The following is a 17850-nucleotide window of genomic DNA, read 5'->3' as shown; positions in this document are numbered from 1 at the left end:
AGTTTCGATTAAAAACCGAGCTTACGCAGCTGTTTGGGGTCTCGCTGCCATTCCTTGGCCACCCGAACGTGCAGATCAAGATAGATCCGCCGGCCGAGCAGCTGTTCGATCTCCGCGCGGGCCCGCGTGCCGACCTCCTTGAGCCGCGCACCCCGGGTGCCGATCACGATCGACTTCTGGCTGTCACGCTCCACATAGATGTCCGCGAAGATCCGCGTGAGGTTGCCCTCCACCAGCATCTCCTCGACGAGCACGGCGATCGAGTGCGGCAGCTCGTCACGGACGCCCTCCAGCGCCGCCTCCCGGATCAGCTCGCCGATCAGCACCTGCTCCGGCTCATCGGTGAGCACGTCGTCCGGGTAGAGCTGCGGCGACTCCGGCATGTGCCGGACCATGACGTCGGTCAGGATCTCGACCTGGTGCCCCGAGACCGCACTGACCGGGACGATGTCGGCGAACTGGTACAGCTCGGCGACGTCGAGCAGCCGCTGCGCCAGGGTCTGCGGGTCGACCAGGTCCACCTTGGTCACCACGGCGAGGACCTTGGCCTTGAGCTTGCTGATCTCCGAGGAGATGAACCGGTCGCCACGCCCGATCGGCTCGTCCGCCGGGAAGCACACCCCGATCACGTCGACCTCGCTCCACACCTCGCGGACCAGGTCGTTCAGCCGCTCACCGAGCAGCGTCCGGGGTCGGTGCAGACCCGGCGTGTCGACGAGCACGAGCTGCGAGTCCGGCCGGTGCAGGATCCCGCGGATCACGTGCCGGGTGGTCTGCGGCTTGTTCGAGGTGATCGCGATCTTCTGCCCGACGATGGCGTTGGTCAGGGTCGACTTACCGGCGTTCGGCCGACCGACGAAACAGGCGAAACCCGCACGGTAGACGTCGTCCTGCGCCACGACGGCACTCGCGGCCTTGTGCCGGTGCTTCTTCCTCGAAAACCCTTTTCCGGTACGCACGTCGCCGGCCTCAGGAGCACCAGCCCGTCCCCGGGAGTCGCCGGTGACCCCGGCCTTACCCGTAGGCCCGGTCGGAGTGCCGTTTCCACGGGGCGGCTTCGTGCCCTGTCCGGCCGGAGCACCGCCTGCCCGGGAAGACTTCGCGCCCGGCCCGTCGGCAGCGCCGGCCTTACGTGTACCGGGGACGCTTGAAGCCCCGCCCCCGGCGGGCCCGGCGGGTTTGCGCCCTCGTTGCTCCCCGCCCTGCTCCTCGGCCCGGCGGGCCGCCCTGCGCTCCTGCCGCCGCTGCTCGTTGCGCTCGCCGGCGGTGAGACGCCGCTCGCCCGGCGCGGGCTGCTGCTGACCGGCCGCGGGACGCTGCGATCCCGCAACGGGACGCCGCTGCTGGTTCTCGTCGGCCATCACAGGACCGTGCCGGACAGCGAACCGCTCGGGCCCGCCAGGTGGACCGGCGCGTCGGCCGCGAGGTCACGCACCGCCGCAAGGCCCGCGCTCTCCACCTCGCCGCCCTCGGTGACGACCGCGGCCGCCTCCAGTCTCGTGGCCCCGGAGGACACGGCCTGCGCCACGGCGAGTTGCAGCGCGGTCAGTTTCAGGCTGGTGAGATCGACTGAAGCGGCCGCGTAGGTGCGGCCGTCCTGGTCGCGGACCGCCGCGCCCTCGGCCGCACCCACCCGGGTCCGGGAGTGACGCGCGAGGGTCACCAGCTTGGCGTCCTCGGCGCTCAACACATTGTCGGCAACGGTCTGATCAGGCATCGGCGGGTTGTCTTTCCTCATTCTCGGCAACGTTCTCATCGGTCTGCTCGGCCCCGGGCTCCGGACGGATCCGGCGCACCAGCACCGAATCGATCCGGTTCCGCCGGCCGGTGGTCCCCTCAGCGGTCAGGTGCAGGCCCCTGACCTCAGCCTTCGCGCCGGGGATCGGCACCCGGCCCAGTGTCTGCGCGAGCAGGCCACCGACGGTCTCGACCTCGTCGGCGGGCAACTCGACGCCGAAGACGTCACCGAGGTCCTCGATCGGCAGGCGCGCGGTCACCCGGACCGCACCGTCGTCGAGGTGCTCGATCGGTGGTCGCTCGACGTCGTACTCGTCGGTGATCTCGCCGACGATCTCCTCCAGGATGTCCTCGATGGTGACCAGGCCGGCGGTGCCGCCGTACTCGTCGACCACGATGACCAGGTGGTTGCGGGCGGCCTGCATCTCGGAGAGCAGGTCGTCCACCGGCTTGGACTCGGGCACGAAGTTCGCCGGGCGCATGGCGTCGGCGACCTCCTGCGAGGTGGCCGCCGGATCGCCGTTCTGCGTGCGCCGGATCACGTCTTTCAGATAGAGCACGCCCAGCACGTCGTCGACGCTCTCGCCGATCACCGGGATCCGGGAGAACCCGGACCGCAGGAAGAGGTAGAGCGCCTGCTGCAGCGTCTTCGGCGCCTCGATCCACACCATCTCGGTGCGCGGGACCATCACCTCGCGGGCGATGGTGTCACCCAGCGTGAACACCGAGTGGATCATCTCGCGCTCGCCGTGCTCGACCACGCCGCGCTGCTCGGCCAGGTCGACCAGCTCGCGCAGCTCCACCTGGCTGCCGAACGGCCCCTCCGGGAACCCCTTGCCCGGGGTCACCGCGTTACCGATCAGGATCAGCAGCTTGGCGAGCGGGTTGAGGACCTTGCCCAGCCAGCGCACCAGCGGGGCGGTCGCGCGGCCCACCGCGTACGCGTGCTGGCGCCCCAGGGTCCGCGGGGCCACCCCCACCACGACGAAGCTGACCAGCGTCATCGCGCCCGCCGACACCAGCGCGGCCCGCCAGCCGACCTCCCACGTGTCGACCGCCACCAGCGTCACCAGCGTGGTCGCGCTCAGCTCGCAGAGCAGTCGCAGCAGGAGCAGCAGGTTGACGTAGCGCACCACGTCGGAGGCGACCGCGGCCAGGGCGCCGGCGCCCCGTTTGCCCTCCCGGGCCAGCTCGGTGGCCCGGGCGTGGGAGACGGTCGCGAGCGCGGCATCCGTCATCGAGGCCAGGCCGGCGAGCAGCACCAGCAGGACCGCGAGGGTGATCAGCTGCAGATCCGGAAGGCCGGCCGAGGCGGGGTCCATGATCAGCCGGCTTTACGGCCGGCACGCCAGCTCTGCAGAAGCTTGTTCTGCAGGGCGAACATCTCCCGCTCCTCGTCCGGCTCGGCATGGTCGTAGCCGAGCAGGTGCAGCGCGCCGTGGACGGTGAGCAGGTGCAGCTCGTCGGCGGCGGCGTGCCCGGCGACGGTCGCCTGCTTGGCGGCCACCTCCGGGGAGAGCACGATGTCGCCGAGCAGCGCCGGCTCACCGGCCCCGGACTCGCCCGGGCCGTGGTCGACGCTGCCCTCGTCCATCGGGAAGGCGAGCACGTCGGTCGGGCCGTCGCTGCCCATCCACCGATGATTGAGCTCGGCCATGTAGTCGATGTCGACGAGCAGTATCGACAGCTCGGCGAGGGGGTTGACCCCCATCTCGTCCAGGGCGTGCCGGGCGACCGCGAGAATCGCGTCGGTGTCGACCTCGACTCCCGACTCGTTGGCGATCTCGATGGACATAGTGGTGCGATTACCCCTTGCGTATCAGCGCCGGCGGCCCGGGGTCCGGCTACCGCCGGCGGCCCGGCCCGGCACGGCGTGGACGGATTGTGCTGCCTGCTGCTCCTGCGCCTCGTCGAAACGGGCGTAGGCGTCGACGATCTCGGCGACCAGGCGGTGCCGCACCACGTCGGAGCTGGACAGCTCCGCGAAGTGCACGTCCTCGACGTCGCGCAGGATCTCCCGCACGACCTTGAGGCCGCTGCTGGTGCCGCCGGGCAGGTCGACCTGGGTGACGTCGCCGGTGACCACGATCTTCGCCCCGAACCCGAGACGGGTCAGGAACATCTTCATCTGCTCGGGCGTGGTGTTCTGTGCCTCGTCCAGGATGATGAAGGCGTCGTTGAGAGTACGGCCACGCATGTACGCCAGCGGCGCGACCTCGATCGTCCCGGCCGCCATGAGGCGCGGGATGGTCTCGGGGTCGAGCATGTCGTGCAGCGCGTCGTAGAGCGGCCGCAGATACGGGTCGATCTTCTCGGTCAGCGTGCCCGGCAGGAAGCCGAGCCGCTCCCCCGCCTCGACGGCCGGCCGGGTCAGGATGATCCGGCTGATCTGCTTGGCCTGCAGCGCCTGCACGGCCTTGGCCATCGCCAGATACGTCTTACCGGTGCCGGCGGGGCCGATGCCGAAGACGATCGTGTTCTTGTCGATGGCGTCGACGTAGTGTTTCTGCCCCAGTGTCTTGGGCCGGATGGTGCGCCCGCGGCGGGACAGGATGTTGAGGGTGAGCACCTCGGCCGGCCGCTCCGAGGTGTTCTCCTGGAGCATCCGGAAGGTGCGGCGGACGGCGTCGACGCTGAGCGTCTCGCCCTTGTCGATCAGCTCGATCAGCTCGGAGAAGAGACGCTCCGCGGTCGCATTCTCAGCCGGGTCACCGGTGATGGTGATCTCGTTGCCACGCACGTGCACGTCACTGTCGAGTGTGCGCTCGATGAGCCGGAGGATCTCGTCCTTGGCGCCGAGCAGGTTCACCATGATCTTCGGATCACTCACCGAGATCTTGGTCTGCGCCCGCACCGGGCTGGTCGAGCCAGTGCTGGATTCGTTCGGCGTACCGGTCATAGGGTGGCCCGAAGGGCCTCCGCCACCTGCTCTCTTCTTCATCGCCGTCCGGGTCGGGCGGCTCGCTCAAGGATCGTGCCATCCTATCCGCTCACCCGCCCGCACGCCGATGCCATTATCGCCGGTCCGCTATTCGGGGCCGTCCGACGCACGTCCTCCGTCGAAACCCTCCTGCGCCCTGGTGAAGCGATAGGTCGCCCAGTGCATCCGCGCCACCCCGCCACGGTCGTCGCGGGTCAGCCGGAGCAGCTCGCCGGCTTCGCGCCCGGAGATCGTCCGCAGCACGTCGACCTCGTCCGGCAGCGGCTCGAAGACCGCCGGCGGGCGGCTCGCCGGCGCGTCCACGGCACGTGCCTGCAACCGACCGTCGTGCCAGGCGAAGACGAACTCCATCCCCTCGCTCCACCAGCGGCCCAGCACCGGACGGTAGGCGGCGGGAGCGGGCGGGGCCGGGCGCCACGGCCGGATCTCCGCCGGGTCCGCGTCGACGGCGATCCGCAGTAGCTCGTGCACCAGCTCGTTGGTCTGCCCGGCGGTCCCGGAGGAGCCGAGCACCGCACAGCCGAGCGCGCCCGGGTTGCCGTCGCCGCCGCGCCGTCCGTAGACGCCGGCCAGGAAGCCCGGCATCGCCCCGTCGTGGCCGACGTGCATCACCCGCTTGCCCTCCGGAACCAGGATCAGGCCGAGGCCGAAGCCGAGCGCCCACAGGCTCTCGTCGGTGGTGGTCGACGGCCAGCGCATCTCGTCGACGGTGGCGGCGGCGAGCACCCGGCCGTCCGGGTCGACGATCTCCGGGCTCGCCAGGAAGGCCGCCCACCGCGCCATGTCACCGGCGGTGCTCCAGATCTGGGCGGCGGGCGCGAGACCGGCCACGTCCACCGGCGGCTCCGGGCGGGCGGCGTCGGAGTACGCGTCGACCAGGTATCCGGTCGCGGCGCGGGATGGCCGGGCGACCGTGGTGGCGGTCAGCCCGAGCGGCCCGAGGATCCGCTCCTCGACGATCTCCGCCCAGGTGCCGCCGCGCACCTCGGCGACGAGCTGGCCGAGGACGGCGAGGCCCAGGTTGGAGTAGTGGAAGCGCCGGGCGTTCGGCAGCACCCGCTCGGCCCGGTCCAGTTCGGCGAGCATCCGGCCGGCGTCCGGGGCGAGCAGGCTGTCCCAGACGTCGCCGTACGGCTCCCGCTGGAACCCGGCGGTGTGCGAGAGCAACCGCCGGATCGTGGCGTCGCCGTGCGCCGGCACGTCGAGGTAGGCCGAGACGGGCTGGTCGAGGTCGAGCAGACGATCGTCACGGGCCTGCATGACCAGGACCGCGGTGAAGGTCTTGGTGACCGATCCGATCCGGAACCGGGTGTCCGGCCCGAGCGGGTGCTCCGGGTTGCCGGAGTCGCCGACGGTGAAGACCCACGGCTCCCGGTCGGCACGGTGCAGTGCCACGGAGAGCGCGGGAATCCGGCCGTCGGCCTGGGCCCGGCGGGCGGCCCGCTCGTAGCGCGGGGCGGGCGTGCTCACGGGCGGGCCAGCATCGGGCCGAGCGGCGCGCCGCCGACGACGTGCGCGTGCACGTGGAAGACCTCCTGGCCGCCGTGCGCGTCGGTGTTGAAGATGACCCGGAAGCCCTGGTCCAGGCCTTCGATCTCGGCGACCTTCGCGGCGGCGGCCAGCACGTCGGCTGCCGCGGCCGGGTCGGCGGCGAGCGCGGTCACGTCCGCGTGGTGGGCGACCGGGATCACCAGCACGTGGGTGGGCGCCTTGGGGTCGATGTCCCGGAAGGCCACCGTCGTCCCGGTGCGGTGCACGATGGTCGCGGGGATCTCGCCGGCCACGATCCGGCAGAACAGGCAGGAGTTTTCCACCTGATGGATCTTATGGGCCGGACGTGGGCTTAGATGGTCGACGGACCCTCCGACACACCCCTGGGAGCGCTCTCATGATCGACCTCGACCCGTTACTCCAGCAGCTCAGCCTGGAGGAGAAGGTCTCGCTGCTGACCGGCCGGGACTTCTGGTCGCTACCGGCGATCCCCCGGATCGGGCTGCGCTCGCTGGTCATGTCGGACGGCCCGGTCGGCGTCCGCGGCACCGGATACACCCCCGACGACCCGTCCGTCGCCCTGCCCAGCCCCACCGCGCTCGCCGCCACCTGGGACGTGGCGCTGGCCCGCCGGGCCGGCCGGCTGCTCGGCCAGGAGTCCCGGCGCAAGGGCGTGCACCTGCTGCTCGGCCCGACCGTCAACCTGCACCGCACCCCGCTCGGCGGCCGGCACTTCGAGTGCTACTCCGAGGATCCGCTGCTGACCGGCGAGATCGCCGTCGGCTTCGTCGAGGGCGTCCAGCAGCACCACGTCGGCACCACGGTGAAGCACCTGGTCGGCAACGACTTCGAGACCGACCGGATGACCGTGGACGTGCGGATCCCGGAGCGGGCGCTGCGCGAGCTGTACCTGGCGCCGTTCGAGCGGGTCGCGGCGGCCGGCGGGTGGGGCGTGATGAGCGCGTACAACGGGGTCAACGGGGCGCCGATGGCCACGAACGGGCGCATCCAGGACGAGATCCTCAAACGCGAGTGGGGCTTCGACGGGGTGGTCGTCTCCGACTGGCGTGCGGCCCGTGACACGGTGGCGTCCGCGCTCGGCGGCCTCGACATCGCCATGCCGGCGATGGACAACCCGTGGGGCACGGCGCTGGTCGAGGCGGTCCGGTCGGGCGCCGTCGGCGAGGACGTGATCGACGACAAGGTACGCCGTGTGCTGCTCCTCGCCGCGCGTACCGGAGCCTTGGAGGTTCGCTCGGAGACGCCTGACCTCCCGCTCGACGAGGACGGCGACGACGTGGCGCACGACGTGGCCGTGGGCTCCTTCGTGCTGGCCCGCAACGTCGACTCCGCCCTCCCGCTGGAGCCGGCCGAGCTGACCCGGGTCGCGGTGATCGGCGCCCTGGCCACCGACGCGCGGGTCCTCGGCGGCGGCAGCGCCCAGGTCACGCCCCGTCACGTGATCTCACCGCTCGACGGTCTGCGCCACGATCTGCCCGGGGTCGACGTGGCGTACGCGATCGGCGCCGACCCGCGGCCGTTCCTGCCGGCCGCGCAGGGCCCGGACTGGGCGCCGTTCCGGTTCGTCATCCACGATCACGACGTTCCGGTCGAGACGGCCACCATCCGCTGGCTCGGCGACCCGCCCGGCGGTCTCGACGTGGCCGGGATCACCACCCTCGAGTTGCGGACCGAGCTCACCCCCGAGGTGGCCGGCGAGCACCTCCTGGCGGTCTCCGGGTTCGGCGCGTTCGAGCTGATCGTCGGCGCGGAGAAGCTCTACGAGGGCTCGCTGCACCCGCCCGGCACCGGCCGGGCCGACCTGCTGCTGCACCCGCGGGAGCAGCGATTCGCGGTCACGCTGGAGGCCGGGGTCCCGGTCCCGGTGCTGCTGCGGCAGACCTTCGAGGCGGGCGCGGCCCACTCGGTTTCGACCACGCTCGGTCACCGGGCGCCGGGTCCCGACGAGGAGGGGCTGATCACCGAGGCGGTCGAGCTGGCCGCCCGGTCGGATGTCGCGGTGGTCGTGGTCGGCACCACCGAGCAGGTCGAGTCGGAAGGCTTCGACCGTACGTCGCTGGCCCTGCCCGGTCGTCAGGACGAGCTGGTGTCCCGGGTGGCGGCCGCCAACCCGCGGACGATCGTCGTGGTCAACGCCGGTTCGCCGGTGCTGCTGCCGTGGTCGGAGGAGGTGGCGGCGGTGCTGCTCACCTGGTTCCCCGGCCAGGAGGCGGGCGCCGCGCTCGCCGACGTGCTGCTCGGGGTCGCGGAGCCGGGCGGGCGGCTGCCGACCACCTGGCCACGCAGCGAGAAGGACTGCCCGGTGCTCGACGTCAAGCCTGCGGACGGCACGCTCGGTTACGACGAGGGCATCTTCATCGGCTACCGGGGATGGTTGCGGCAGGCGGCCGACCCGCTGTTCGCCTTCGGTCACGGTCAGGGCTACACCGATTGGTCGTACGACCACCTGGCGTACTCGGGGTCGGAGGTGCGGGTGACCGTCACGAACACCGGCTGGCGCACCGGCCGTGAGGTCGTGCAGGTCTACCTGTCGCCCGGCGCCGACACCCCGGCCACCTCCCCGGCGCCGGACGGCTCGCCGGTCGAGCGGCCGGAGCGCTGGCTGGCCGGCTTCGGCACCGTGGACGCCGAGCCGGGCGAGTCCGTCACCGTCACCATCCCGATCCCCGAGCGGGCCTTCCAGGTGTGGAACGACGGCTGGCAGACGGTCCCCGGCGCCTACACGGTGATCGCCGCCCACGCCCTCGACGACCCGCGCCGCTCCGTCGAGATCACCGTCTGACCGTGCTTCCGGGGCGGGGCCGACCGGTCCCGCCCCGGCTAGGTTGGCGGTCATGACGACGCGCGAACGTGGACAGGTCTTCGGCGAGCTGGCCGAGGAGTACGACCGGATCCGCCCCGGCTACCCGGCCGACCTGGTGACCGACGTGCTGGAGCAGGCCGGTCCGGGCCCGGTCCTGGAGGTGGGAGCCGGCACCGGCAAGGCGACGGCGCTGTTCGCCGCCCGCGACATCGACCTGACCTGCCTGGAGCCGGACTCCCGGATGGCGGCCGTGCTGCGCCGTACCGTCCCCGGAGTCCCGGTGATCGAGTCCACCTTCGAGGCGTGGACCCCCGACCGCGGCTACGGCCTGGTGATCAGCGCCCAGGCCTGGCACTGGGTCGACGCGGACCGCCGCAACACGCTGGCCCACGCCGCGCTCGCCCCGGGTGGCCTGCTCGCCCCGTTCTGGAACGTCTTCCTCCTGCCCGACCGCGATCTCTACACCGCTCTGGCCGCCGTCGACGCCCGGCACGGCCTGACCGGCCGGCAGTCCCCCCACTCACTGCACGTCGACGACGTGCCGGACGCCCCGCGCCCGTTCGCCGAGCAGTGGCCGGAGCTGGCCGGCATCGAGAAGCTCTTCACCGACCTGCGGACCCTGCGCTACCGGGCCACCCGCTCCTACACCCTCGCCGAGTACCGCGCCCACCTGCACTCGATCTCCCTGTACCGCATGCTCGACGAGCCCCGGCGCGACACCGCGATCGACGACACCATCGCCGTCATCGAGGCCCACGGCCCGACGATCGACTTCGCCGTCCACACCTATGCGGCCCTGGCCCGCCGCCCGTAGCGGACAGCCGGGAGATCCCATCGACCGTCACCAGCGGCCGAGGCGGGTGGCGAGCACCGCGAGAGCGGCGACGCCGGCGGTCGAGGTACGCAGGACCTCGGCCCCGAGGCGCACCGGCATCGCCCCGGCCTCGCGGAAGGCCTCCAGCTCGGCGTCGCTGACACCGCCCTCCGGGCCGACGACCAGCACGACGTCTCCGGAGTCGGGCAGCTCGGCCGTGGTCAGTCGCTCGGTGGCCTCCTCGTGCAGCACGAACGCCCCCGAGGCCGCCGACAACCGGGCCGCGACCTGCCTGGTCGAGCAGTCCGGGTCCCCGCCGACGACCGGCAGCCACGACCGCCGGGCCTGCTTGGCGGCCTCCCGAGCGGTCGCCGCCCACTTGTCGCGGGCCTTGGCTCCCCGGTCGCCACGCCACTGGGCCACCGACCGCGACGCCGCCCACGGCACGATCTCGTCCACGCCGACCTCGGTCATCGCCTGCACGGCCAGCTCACCACGGTCGCCCTTGGCGATGCCCTGCACGACGACCAGGCGCGGGTCGGCGGGCGGCTCCCCGGCGACGCTGAGGATCGCCAGGTCGACGCTGCCGCGCCCGACCGTGGTCACCTCGGCCCGCGCGGTGCCGCCGCGGCCGTCGGCGAGGATCAACGTCTCACCGGCACGCAGCCGCTGCACGGTGGCGGCATGATGCCCTTCCGGCCCGTCGAGGGTGAACGACGATCCGGTGGGCAGGCTCTCGACCAGGAACAGCGGCGCGGACATTCCCGGAACGCTACCGAACGCAACCCAGCCGGCGGCTCCCGCCCGACCTCTCCCCGCGGAATGATCGGAGCAGGAGGAAGCCGGGTGTGCGAGGTGGCACACCCGGCGTCCAGCGCACAGTTGATCAGCGCCCAGATGACCAGCGCAGGTGATCAGCGCAGGTGATCAGCGCAGGTGATCAGTGACCGTTGAACGCGTCCCGCATGCGGCTGAAGAACCCGCCCTGCTTGCTCAGCTCGGCGACGTCCTCCCCACGGGTCTTGGCGAAGTCACGGAGCATCCGCTCCTGGTCGGCGGTGAGCTTGGTCGGCGTCTTGACGTCGAGGTGCACGAAGAGCTCGCCGCGACCCTGACCACGCAGGTGCGGGACGCCCTTGCCCCGGATGCGCAGCGTGCTGGCGGGCTGGGTGCCCGGCTTGACCTCGATGTTCTCTTCGCCGTCGAGAGTCTTGATGGTCATCCGGGTGCCGAGAGCCGCCGCCGTCATCGGCAGGGTGACGCGGCAGTGCAGGTCGTCGCCCTTGCGGGAGTAGACGTCGTGCGGCCGCTCGTGGATCTCCACATACAGGTCGCCGGCCGTACCCCCGCCGGGGCCGACCTCGCCCTGCTGGGCCAGGCGGATCCGCATGCCGTCCTCGACGCCCGCCGGGATCTTGACGGTGAGCGAGCGGCGTGTCCTTATCCGGCCGTCACCGGCGCAGGTCGGGCACGGGCTGGGGATGACCGTGCCGTGGCCCTGGCAGTTCTGGCAGGGACGGGACGACACGACCTGGCCGAGGAAGGTGCGCTGCACCGACTGGACCTCACCGCGGCCGGAGCAGACCTCACAGGTCGACAGGTGGGTGCCGGGCGCGGTGCCGGCGCCGGAGCACTGGGTGCAGAGGACCGCAGTGTCGACGGTGATCGGCGCCTCCACCCCGAAGGCGGTCTCCACCAGGTCGAGCTCGAGCCGGAGGATCGCGTCGGCGCCGGGACGCGTGCGCGGGCGCGGGCCACGGGAGCCACCGCCCGCGGCCGTGCCGAAGAACGCGTCCATGATGTCCTGGAAGCCGACGAACGGGCCGGCGCCACCGGCTCCACCGGGCATGCCGCCGCCCGGCGCGAGCGGGTCGCCGCCGAGGTCGACGATCTGCCGCTTCTGGTCGTCGGAGAGCACCTCGTACGCCGCGTTGATCTCTTTGAACTTCTCGTGCGCTTCCGGATCCGGGTTGACGTCCGGGTGGTACTGCCGAGCGAGTTTGCGGTAGGCGCGCTTGATCTCGTCGTCGGTTGCCTCCCGGCTCACACCGAGAATTCCGTAATAGTCCTTGGCCACGGGGTTTGGAGTCCTCAATGTCTGCGCGAATCCGTCAATTCTGTGCCAACAGGTCGCCAACGTAGCGTGCCACTGCACGAACGGTAGCGATAGTGCCGGCGTAGTCCATCCGGGTGGGGCCCAGCACGCCGAGCCCCCCGACGATCGTGGTACCCGGTCCGTAACCGCTGCTCACCACGGACGCCGACCGCAGGTTGTCGATCTGGTTCTCGTCACCGATCAGGACCCGGGTGGTCCGGGGCTCCAGATCGCCGATGAGCTTCAGAAGGATGACCTCCTCCTCGAGAGCCTCGAGAACGGGCCGCAGCGTGCCCTGGAAGTCCAGCACACCCCCGCGTGTCAAGTTGGCAGTACCCGCCAGGGCGAGGCGCTCCTCACTCCGCTCCACCAGAGTCTCCAGCAGAACCGACGCCAGGCAGGTCATCGACGCGCGGCGCTCGGGGGCCGACTCCTCGACCAGTTTCTGCACGAGGAGGGGGGTGTCGGCGAGCCGCTGCCCGGCCAGTTTCTCGTTGACCCGCAGTCGCAGCTCCCACACCTCGCCGTCGGCGACCGGGCCGGGCATCTCCACGAGCCGCTGCTCGACCCGCCCGGTGTCGGTGATCATCACGAGCATCAGACGGGTGGTGGAGATCGGCACCAGCTCCAGGTGGCGGACCGTGGAGCGGGACAGACTCGGGTACTGAACGACGGCGACCTGGCGGGTGAGCTGGGCCAGCAGGCGAACGGTGCGGTGCACCACGTCGTCGAGGTCGACGGCGCCGACCATGAACCGCTCGATGGCACGGCGCTCGGCCGGGCTCAACGGCTTGATCTTGGTGAGCCGGTCGACGAAGAGCCGGTAGCCGGCGTCGGTGGGCACCCGGCCGGCGCTGGTGTGCGGCTGCCGGATGTAGCCCTCCTCCTCCAGCACCGCCATGTCGTTGCGGACAGTGGCCGGGGAGACGCCGAGCTTGTGCCGGTCGACCAGAGCCTTACTGCCCACCGGCTCCTGGGTCTCGACGTAGTCCTCGACGATCGCCCGGAGCACCTCGAGCTTGCGGTCATCCAGACTCATATGACCCCTCCCCCTGCTGGCACTCCCGCTAATAGAGTGCCAGTCTACGTCGCGGGCGGTCGCAGCGCGATGATCGAAAGTACGTACCGGCCTCGGATTTCGGGGCCGGACGGGTCAGACCGGCCTTTACAGCACGTCGCGGACGACCGCGTCGGCCAGCAGCCGGCCCCGCAGGGTGAGTGCGAGCGTCCCCTGTTCGTACGCCCCCGGCTCCAACAGCCCGTCGGCCAGGGCCTGCGCGGCGCCCGTGGCGTCGACCCGGTCCAGCGGGATGCCGTCCCGCAGCCGCACCCGGAGCATCACGTCCTCCATGTGCCGGTCGGCGTCGGTCAGCAGCTCCCGCGCCTGCCCCGGCGACATCCCTTCGGCCAGGCGTTTCGCGTACGCCGACGGGTGTTTGACGTTCCACCAGCGCACGCCGCCCACGTGGCTGTGCGCGCCCGGCCCGAGTCCCCACCAGTCGGCGCCGGTCCAGTAGAGCAGGTTGTGCCGGCACTCCCCGCCCGGCCGCGCCCAGTTGGACACCTCGTACCACCCGAAGCCGGCCTCGCTGAGCGCCGCCTCGGCGGCCAGGTAACGGTCGGCGGCCACGTCGTCGGACGGGTAGGGCAGCTCGCCCCGCCGCATCCGCCCGGCCATCCTCGTGCCGTCCTCGACGATCAGGGCGTAGGCGCTCACATGATCCACGCCGGCGTCGACGACGCTCCGCAGCGAGCGCGCGAAGTCGTCCGGGCTCTCCCCCGGCGTCCCGTAGATCAGATCCAGGTTGACGTGCTCGAAGCCGGCCTCCCGCGCCTCGATCGCGGCCTGCGGGGCACGGCCGGCGGTGTGCCTGCGATCGAGCACCCGCAGCACGTTGTCGGCCGCCGACTGCATGCCCAGCGAGATCCGGGTGAACCCGGCGCTCCGCAGCTGCCGTAGGTAGGCGGGATCGACCGACTCCGGGTTGGCCTCGGTGGTCACCTCGGCGCCCGGGGCGAGCCCCCAGGTGTGGTCGATGCCCTCCAGGATCCGGCCCAGATCACCGGCGTCGAGCAGGGTGGGTGTGCCGCCGCCGACGAAGACGGTGTCGACCGGGCCGGGCTCGATCACCCGGGCCGCGAGGGCCAGCTCGGCCAGGACGGTCTCCGCGTACTCGTCGCGGCTCGCCCCGCCGCCCAGCTCGCTGGCCGTGTAGGTGTTGAAGTCGCAGTACCCGCAGCGGCTGGCGCAGAACGGGACGTGCACGTAGACGGCGAACCCGTTCTTGCCCACCTCGCGGGTGGCTTCGTCGGGGAGGGACCCGTCGGTGGGTACGGGTTCGCCATCGGGGAGTGCGCCGGCCATCCGTCAAGTGTGCACGTCTTACAGTTCCGGCATGGATCTGGTCCGTACCGTCACCGCCGCCGGCGTGACCACGATGACAATCGACAACCCCGCCAACCGCAACGCGCTCTCCACCGCGCTGCTCGGGCAGCTGCTGGACGCGCTCGCCGCGTCGGCCGCCGACCCGGAGAGCCGTGTGGTGGTTCTCACCCACGAGGGCCCGGTCTTCTCCTCCGGCGTCGATCTGAAGGAGACCGCCGCGGCCGGTCCCGGTGACCGGCTGCCCGCCGAGATGCTCGCCGACGTGCTGGCCGTGCTCTGGGAGTTCGGCAAGCCGGTGATCGCCCGGATCGCCGGGCCGGCCCGGGCCGGCGGCCTCGGCCTGATCGGCGCCGCCGACATCGCGGTCTGCGTGCGGTCGGCCACCTTCGCCTTCACCGAGGTCCGGCTCGGCGTGATCCCCGCGGTGATCAGCTCCACCGTGCTGCCGCGGCTGTCGCCCCGGGCCGCCGCCGACCTCTATCTGACCGGTGACGTCTTCGACGGCGCCCGGGCTGCCGAGATCGGCCTGGTCACCGCGGCCGTCGCGGACGACGATCTGGACGGCGCGGTGCAGCGTTACTGCGCCTCGCTCGTCCGGGGCGGCCCGCTCGCGCTCGCCGGCACCAAGCAACTTCTGCGGCGTACGAGGGCCGACTCGATCCGGGCCGACCTGGCCGATCTCGCGCACCGCTCGGCCGGATACTTCAAGTCCGCCGAGGGCCGGGAGGGCGTGGCCGCGGCTCGGGAGAAGCGCGATCCGAGCTGGATCCACTGACCGCCCCGGTCGGGTGCCCCCGGCCACAGTGACGCCGGGCCACGGGCGCTCGTTGTCTAGGCTTGGCGTCCGGCGGCAGAGGAGGGGTGGGTGCGCGCGAAGCCGATCGTGGGCCTGATCGCCCTGCTGTCCGTGGCCGTGGTGGCCGGCGTGGTCGTCCTGATCAACAATCTGGCCGGCTCGATCACGCTGCCCGTGCTCGGTCCCGAGTGCACGGTCCGCGCCGACGGTCAGGTCACCCTGGACACCGCGCAGATGGCCAACGCGGCGACCATCGCCGCGATCGGTGTCCGGCGCAACATGCCGGAGCAGGCGATCGTCGTCGCGCTGGCCACCGCCTTCCAGGAGTCGAAACTGGAGAATCTGGACAGTGGCGACCGCGACTCGGTCGGCCTCTTCCAGCAGCGGCCCAGCCAGGGGTGGGGCACTGTCGAGCAGATCAAGGACCCGCGCTATTCGGCCGGCAGGTTCTACGCCGCTCTCAAGAAGGTCAAGGGCTGGGAGGAGATGCGCGTCACCGACGCCGCCCAGCGGGTGCAGCGGTCCGCCTACCCGGAGGCCTACGAGAAGTGGGCCGACGAGTCCAAGGTGCTGGCCGCCGCGCTGACCGGCCGTGCCACCGGCGCCGTGGAGTGCGTCGTGCCGGACGTTCCGGCGGTGCGCGGCGCCGAGGCGGCCGCCGCGCTGTTCAGCAGCCTCCAGCTGGACTGGGGCAAGAAACTCACCGGCCAGGCCCGCAGCGCCGAGGCGGCCGGCCTCACGGTCGAGGTCGCCGACGCGAGCGTCGGGTGGCGGTTCGCGCACTGGCTGGTCTCGCACGCCTCGGCGACCGGTCTCGAACGGGTACGTTTCGGTGATCTCGAATGGCACGCACCCGAGGGAAAGTGGCAGCCGGTCACGGACGGCAGCGGAGCCGGTACAGCGAAGGTCGTCGCGGAGGTGTTCCATTGAGACAACTCTGGAAGTATCGGTGACTAGCCGTAATGTCTCGCATGCCCGAGAGTGGTAGCGCTACGTATACATCCACATGGACACTGCGCAACCACCCTGGTACTAAGTAGGTCGTGCTGAGGGCGATCGAGTGGATCCTGCTGGGGTCGGGCAGCGCCGGCGCGATCCTGTGGGGCGTTCACCGGCACCGCCCGGCCCGGCGTGCGCCCTGGCTGCTCCTGGCCGGCGCGGTGGCCACCCTGGCGATCGGCGACGTCTTCTACGCGTACGACCGGATGCCCTTCGCCGACACCGCCTACCTGGTGATGTTCGCCCTCGTCGCGCTGAGCCTGCTGCAGTTCACCCGGGGTGGCGCGCTCCTGGTCGACCGGGCCCGCCTGATCGACCTGGTGGCGTTCGCCTGCGCGGGCATGCTCGTCGTCTGGGTCTTCGTGATCAGCGTGGACACCCGCTTCCAGACCGTCTCCCCGGCCGATGTGATCGGCGATCTGCTCCTGCTCGGCGTCGCCGTGCGCCTGGTGGCCGCCGACCACCGCAACGTCGCCGCGATCCTGCTCGTCACCGGCTCGGCCGGCATGCTGGCCGGCGACGTGTTCTATCCGCTCAGCGGCGAGAGCCCGGCCGCCGAGTCCGCCTACGTGCTGCTCTACCTCGCGTGGGGGCTGTCCGCGCTGCACCCGTCGATGACCGGGCTGACCGAGCCACGGCCGGCCCGGCTGTCGCCGTGGCGGTTCCGCGACACCATCCTGCTCGCCCTCTCCGCCGCCACCCCGCCGTGCGTGCTGATCATCGAGGCCCTCTCCGGGCCGGTGCGCAACGGCGTGGTGATCGCGGTCACCGGCGCGATCACCCTGCTGCTCACCATCACCCGGCTGGCCGACGCCGTCCAGCAGCACAGTCAGGCCCTCACCCGGGAACGTGGACTACGAGCCGCCAACACCGCGCTGGTGGCGGCCGCCGACGCGCCGGCCGTCGAGAGAGCGGTCCGCGCCGCGGTCAGCCGGCTCCTCCCGACCGGCAGCGTCCGCCGTGTGATCCTCGCCACCGACGACGGGCGGCTGTCCTCGGAGGGCCTGCCGGCGGCGCCCGCCGACGCCGGGACCCGCAGCTGGTGGACGGGCACGGCCGCCGCGGACGAGCGCACCCTGATCTGCCCGCTCCGGCTGGAACCGCTCGCGGTGGCCCGGCCCAGCGGCGGCGCCCTCGTCATCACCGGGCGGCGGGAGGCCCTGACGGCCGGCCGCGACGCGCTCGAGGTGCTGGCCGGGGAGACCGCCCTGGCCCTGGACCGGATCACCCTGGTCGAGGCGGTCGGCCGGCGGGACAGCGATCTCTACCTGCGGGCCGTCACCGGCAACACCGCGGAGATCATGGCGGTCGTCGACTCCGACCACCGGATCCGCTATGCCAGCCCGGGCCTGCGACGTCTGACCGGCGGCGGCGACCTGCCGCCGCTCACCGCCCTGGACGATCTGGTTCATTCAGACGACCGGGCGGCGGTACGGCGGGCCCTGCGCACCGAGGGCGACGGCACGGTCTACTGCGCCCTGTCCCGGCCGGACGGCACCCACGTGTTCGTCGCGATGGCGTACCGGGATCTGCGGCACGACCGCCTCGTCCAAGGCCTGGTCGTCACGCTGAGGCCGGTCGGCAACAGCGGCGCCGTGACCGATCCCGCACCGCACCACGAGCACCAGGGCGAACTACCCGCCTGGGTGAACCGGCGCAGCGCCCGCGACAAGTTCCGCTACTGATTCCCGCGACCGCCACACCCTCCGGCTCCGCCCGACCGACCCCGCTGCCGGGCCGCTCGCTTTCGCCCAGCGGGCTCTCCTG

Annotated in this window: 16 protein-coding genes; 5 read left to right on the top strand and 11 right to left on the bottom strand. The window is 71.8% G+C overall.

The window, feature by feature from the left end; genetic code table 11:
- Positions 1-8 precede the first annotated feature (8 nt).
- From era to ACQPZW_RS06180, 7 genes are all read right to left on the bottom strand, one after another.
- On the bottom strand, positions 9-899 hold the full coding sequence (gene era / locus ACQPZW_RS06210) for a GTPase Era (protein WP_433797446.1): 891 nt from the start codon (positions 897-899) through the stop codon (positions 9-11).
- 461 nt (positions 900-1360) lie between these two features.
- Entirely contained in the window at positions 1361-1717 is a 357-nt protein-coding gene (locus tag ACQPZW_RS06205; protein ID WP_433793866.1) for a cytidine deaminase, read from the bottom strand.
- The gene (locus ACQPZW_RS06200; RefSeq protein ID WP_433793865.1) at positions 1710-3059 is read right to left on the bottom strand and encodes a hemolysin family protein; all 1350 of its coding nucleotides are present in this window, start codon (positions 3057-3059) and stop codon (positions 1710-1712) included. The genes ACQPZW_RS06205 and ACQPZW_RS06200 overlap by 8 nt, the downstream gene beginning before the upstream one ends.
- Positions 3060-3061: 2 nt before the next feature.
- Positions 3062-3532 carry an rRNA maturation RNase YbeY gene (gene ybeY, locus ACQPZW_RS06195; RefSeq protein WP_360335330.1) on the bottom strand — a complete coding sequence of 157 codons (471 nt, stop codon included), beginning with the start codon at positions 3530-3532 and terminating at the stop codon, positions 3062-3064.
- A 24-nt stretch (positions 3533-3556) separates the two neighbouring features.
- Positions 3557-4636: a PhoH family protein gene (locus ACQPZW_RS06190; RefSeq protein ID WP_433793864.1), complete on the bottom strand. Its 1080-nt coding sequence runs from the start codon at positions 4634-4636 to the stop codon at positions 3557-3559.
- Between the two features lie 129 nt (positions 4637-4765).
- Positions 4766-6148: a serine hydrolase domain-containing protein gene (locus ACQPZW_RS06185; protein WP_433793863.1), complete on the bottom strand. Its 1383-nt coding sequence runs from the start codon at positions 6146-6148 to the stop codon at positions 4766-4768.
- Complete coding sequence (locus ACQPZW_RS06180) at positions 6145-6492, bottom strand: HIT domain-containing protein (protein WP_433793862.1); 348 nt, start codon at positions 6490-6492, stop codon at positions 6145-6147. The genes ACQPZW_RS06185 and ACQPZW_RS06180 overlap by 4 nt, the downstream gene beginning before the upstream one ends.
- Before the next feature lie 74 nt (positions 6493-6566).
- Between ACQPZW_RS06180 and ACQPZW_RS06175 the strand changes: the two genes are divergently transcribed.
- A complete protein-coding gene (locus ACQPZW_RS06175) occupies positions 6567-8972 on the top strand; it encodes a beta-glucosidase family protein (protein ID WP_433793861.1) in 2406 nt (801 codons plus the stop codon).
- Between the two features lie 52 nt (positions 8973-9024).
- Positions 9025-9807 carry a class I SAM-dependent methyltransferase gene (locus ACQPZW_RS06170; RefSeq protein ID WP_433793860.1) on the top strand — a complete coding sequence of 261 codons (783 nt, stop codon included), beginning with the start codon at positions 9025-9027 and terminating at the stop codon, positions 9805-9807.
- Between the two features lie 27 nt (positions 9808-9834).
- Here the strand turns inward: ACQPZW_RS06170 and ACQPZW_RS06165 are convergent, their stop codons facing one another.
- The 4 genes from ACQPZW_RS06165 to hemW form a co-directional block, all read right to left on the bottom strand.
- Positions 9835-10569: a 16S rRNA (uracil(1498)-N(3))-methyltransferase gene (locus ACQPZW_RS06165; protein WP_433793859.1), complete on the bottom strand. Its 735-nt coding sequence runs from the start codon at positions 10567-10569 to the stop codon at positions 9835-9837.
- Positions 10570-10747: 178 nt separating this feature from the next.
- On the bottom strand, positions 10748-11884 hold the full coding sequence (gene dnaJ / locus ACQPZW_RS06160) for a molecular chaperone DnaJ (RefSeq protein WP_317788074.1): 1137 nt from the start codon (positions 11882-11884) through the stop codon (positions 10748-10750).
- A 34-nt stretch (positions 11885-11918) separates the two neighbouring features.
- Positions 11919-12941: a heat-inducible transcriptional repressor HrcA gene (gene hrcA / locus ACQPZW_RS06155; RefSeq protein WP_433793858.1), complete on the bottom strand. Its 1023-nt coding sequence runs from the start codon at positions 12939-12941 to the stop codon at positions 11919-11921.
- 126 nt (positions 12942-13067) lie between these two features.
- Positions 13068-14267 (bottom strand): radical SAM family heme chaperone HemW, encoded by a 1200-nt coding sequence (hemW, locus tag ACQPZW_RS06150; RefSeq protein ID WP_433793857.1) that lies wholly within the window; start codon positions 14265-14267, stop codon positions 13068-13070.
- A gap of 31 nt (positions 14268-14298) precedes the next feature.
- On the opposite strand from hemW, the gene ACQPZW_RS06145 reads away from it, so the two are divergent.
- The 3 genes from ACQPZW_RS06145 to ACQPZW_RS06135 all read left to right on the top strand — a co-directional run bounded on the left by ACQPZW_RS06145 (position 14299) and on the right by ACQPZW_RS06135 (position 17768).
- Positions 14299-15063, top strand: coding sequence for an enoyl-CoA hydratase-related protein (locus ACQPZW_RS06145; RefSeq protein WP_433793856.1), 765 nt, complete (start codon positions 14299-14301; stop codon positions 15061-15063).
- Positions 15064-15153: 90 nt separating this feature from the next.
- Entirely contained in the window at positions 15154-16014 is an 861-nt protein-coding gene (locus ACQPZW_RS06140) for a hypothetical protein (protein WP_433793855.1), read from the top strand.
- A gap of 113 nt (positions 16015-16127) precedes the next feature.
- On the top strand, positions 16128-17768 hold the full coding sequence (locus tag ACQPZW_RS06135) for a diguanylate cyclase (RefSeq protein ID WP_433793854.1): 1641 nt from the start codon (positions 16128-16130) through the stop codon (positions 17766-17768).
- The last annotated feature ends 82 nt before the right edge of the window (positions 17769-17850 follow it).

The organism is Actinoplanes sp. CA-252034 (assembly GCF_050956125.1).
Classification (GTDB): Bacteria; Actinomycetota; Actinomycetes; order Mycobacteriales; family Micromonosporaceae; genus Actinoplanes.
This window is presented reverse-complemented; position numbering and strand designations above follow the sequence as displayed.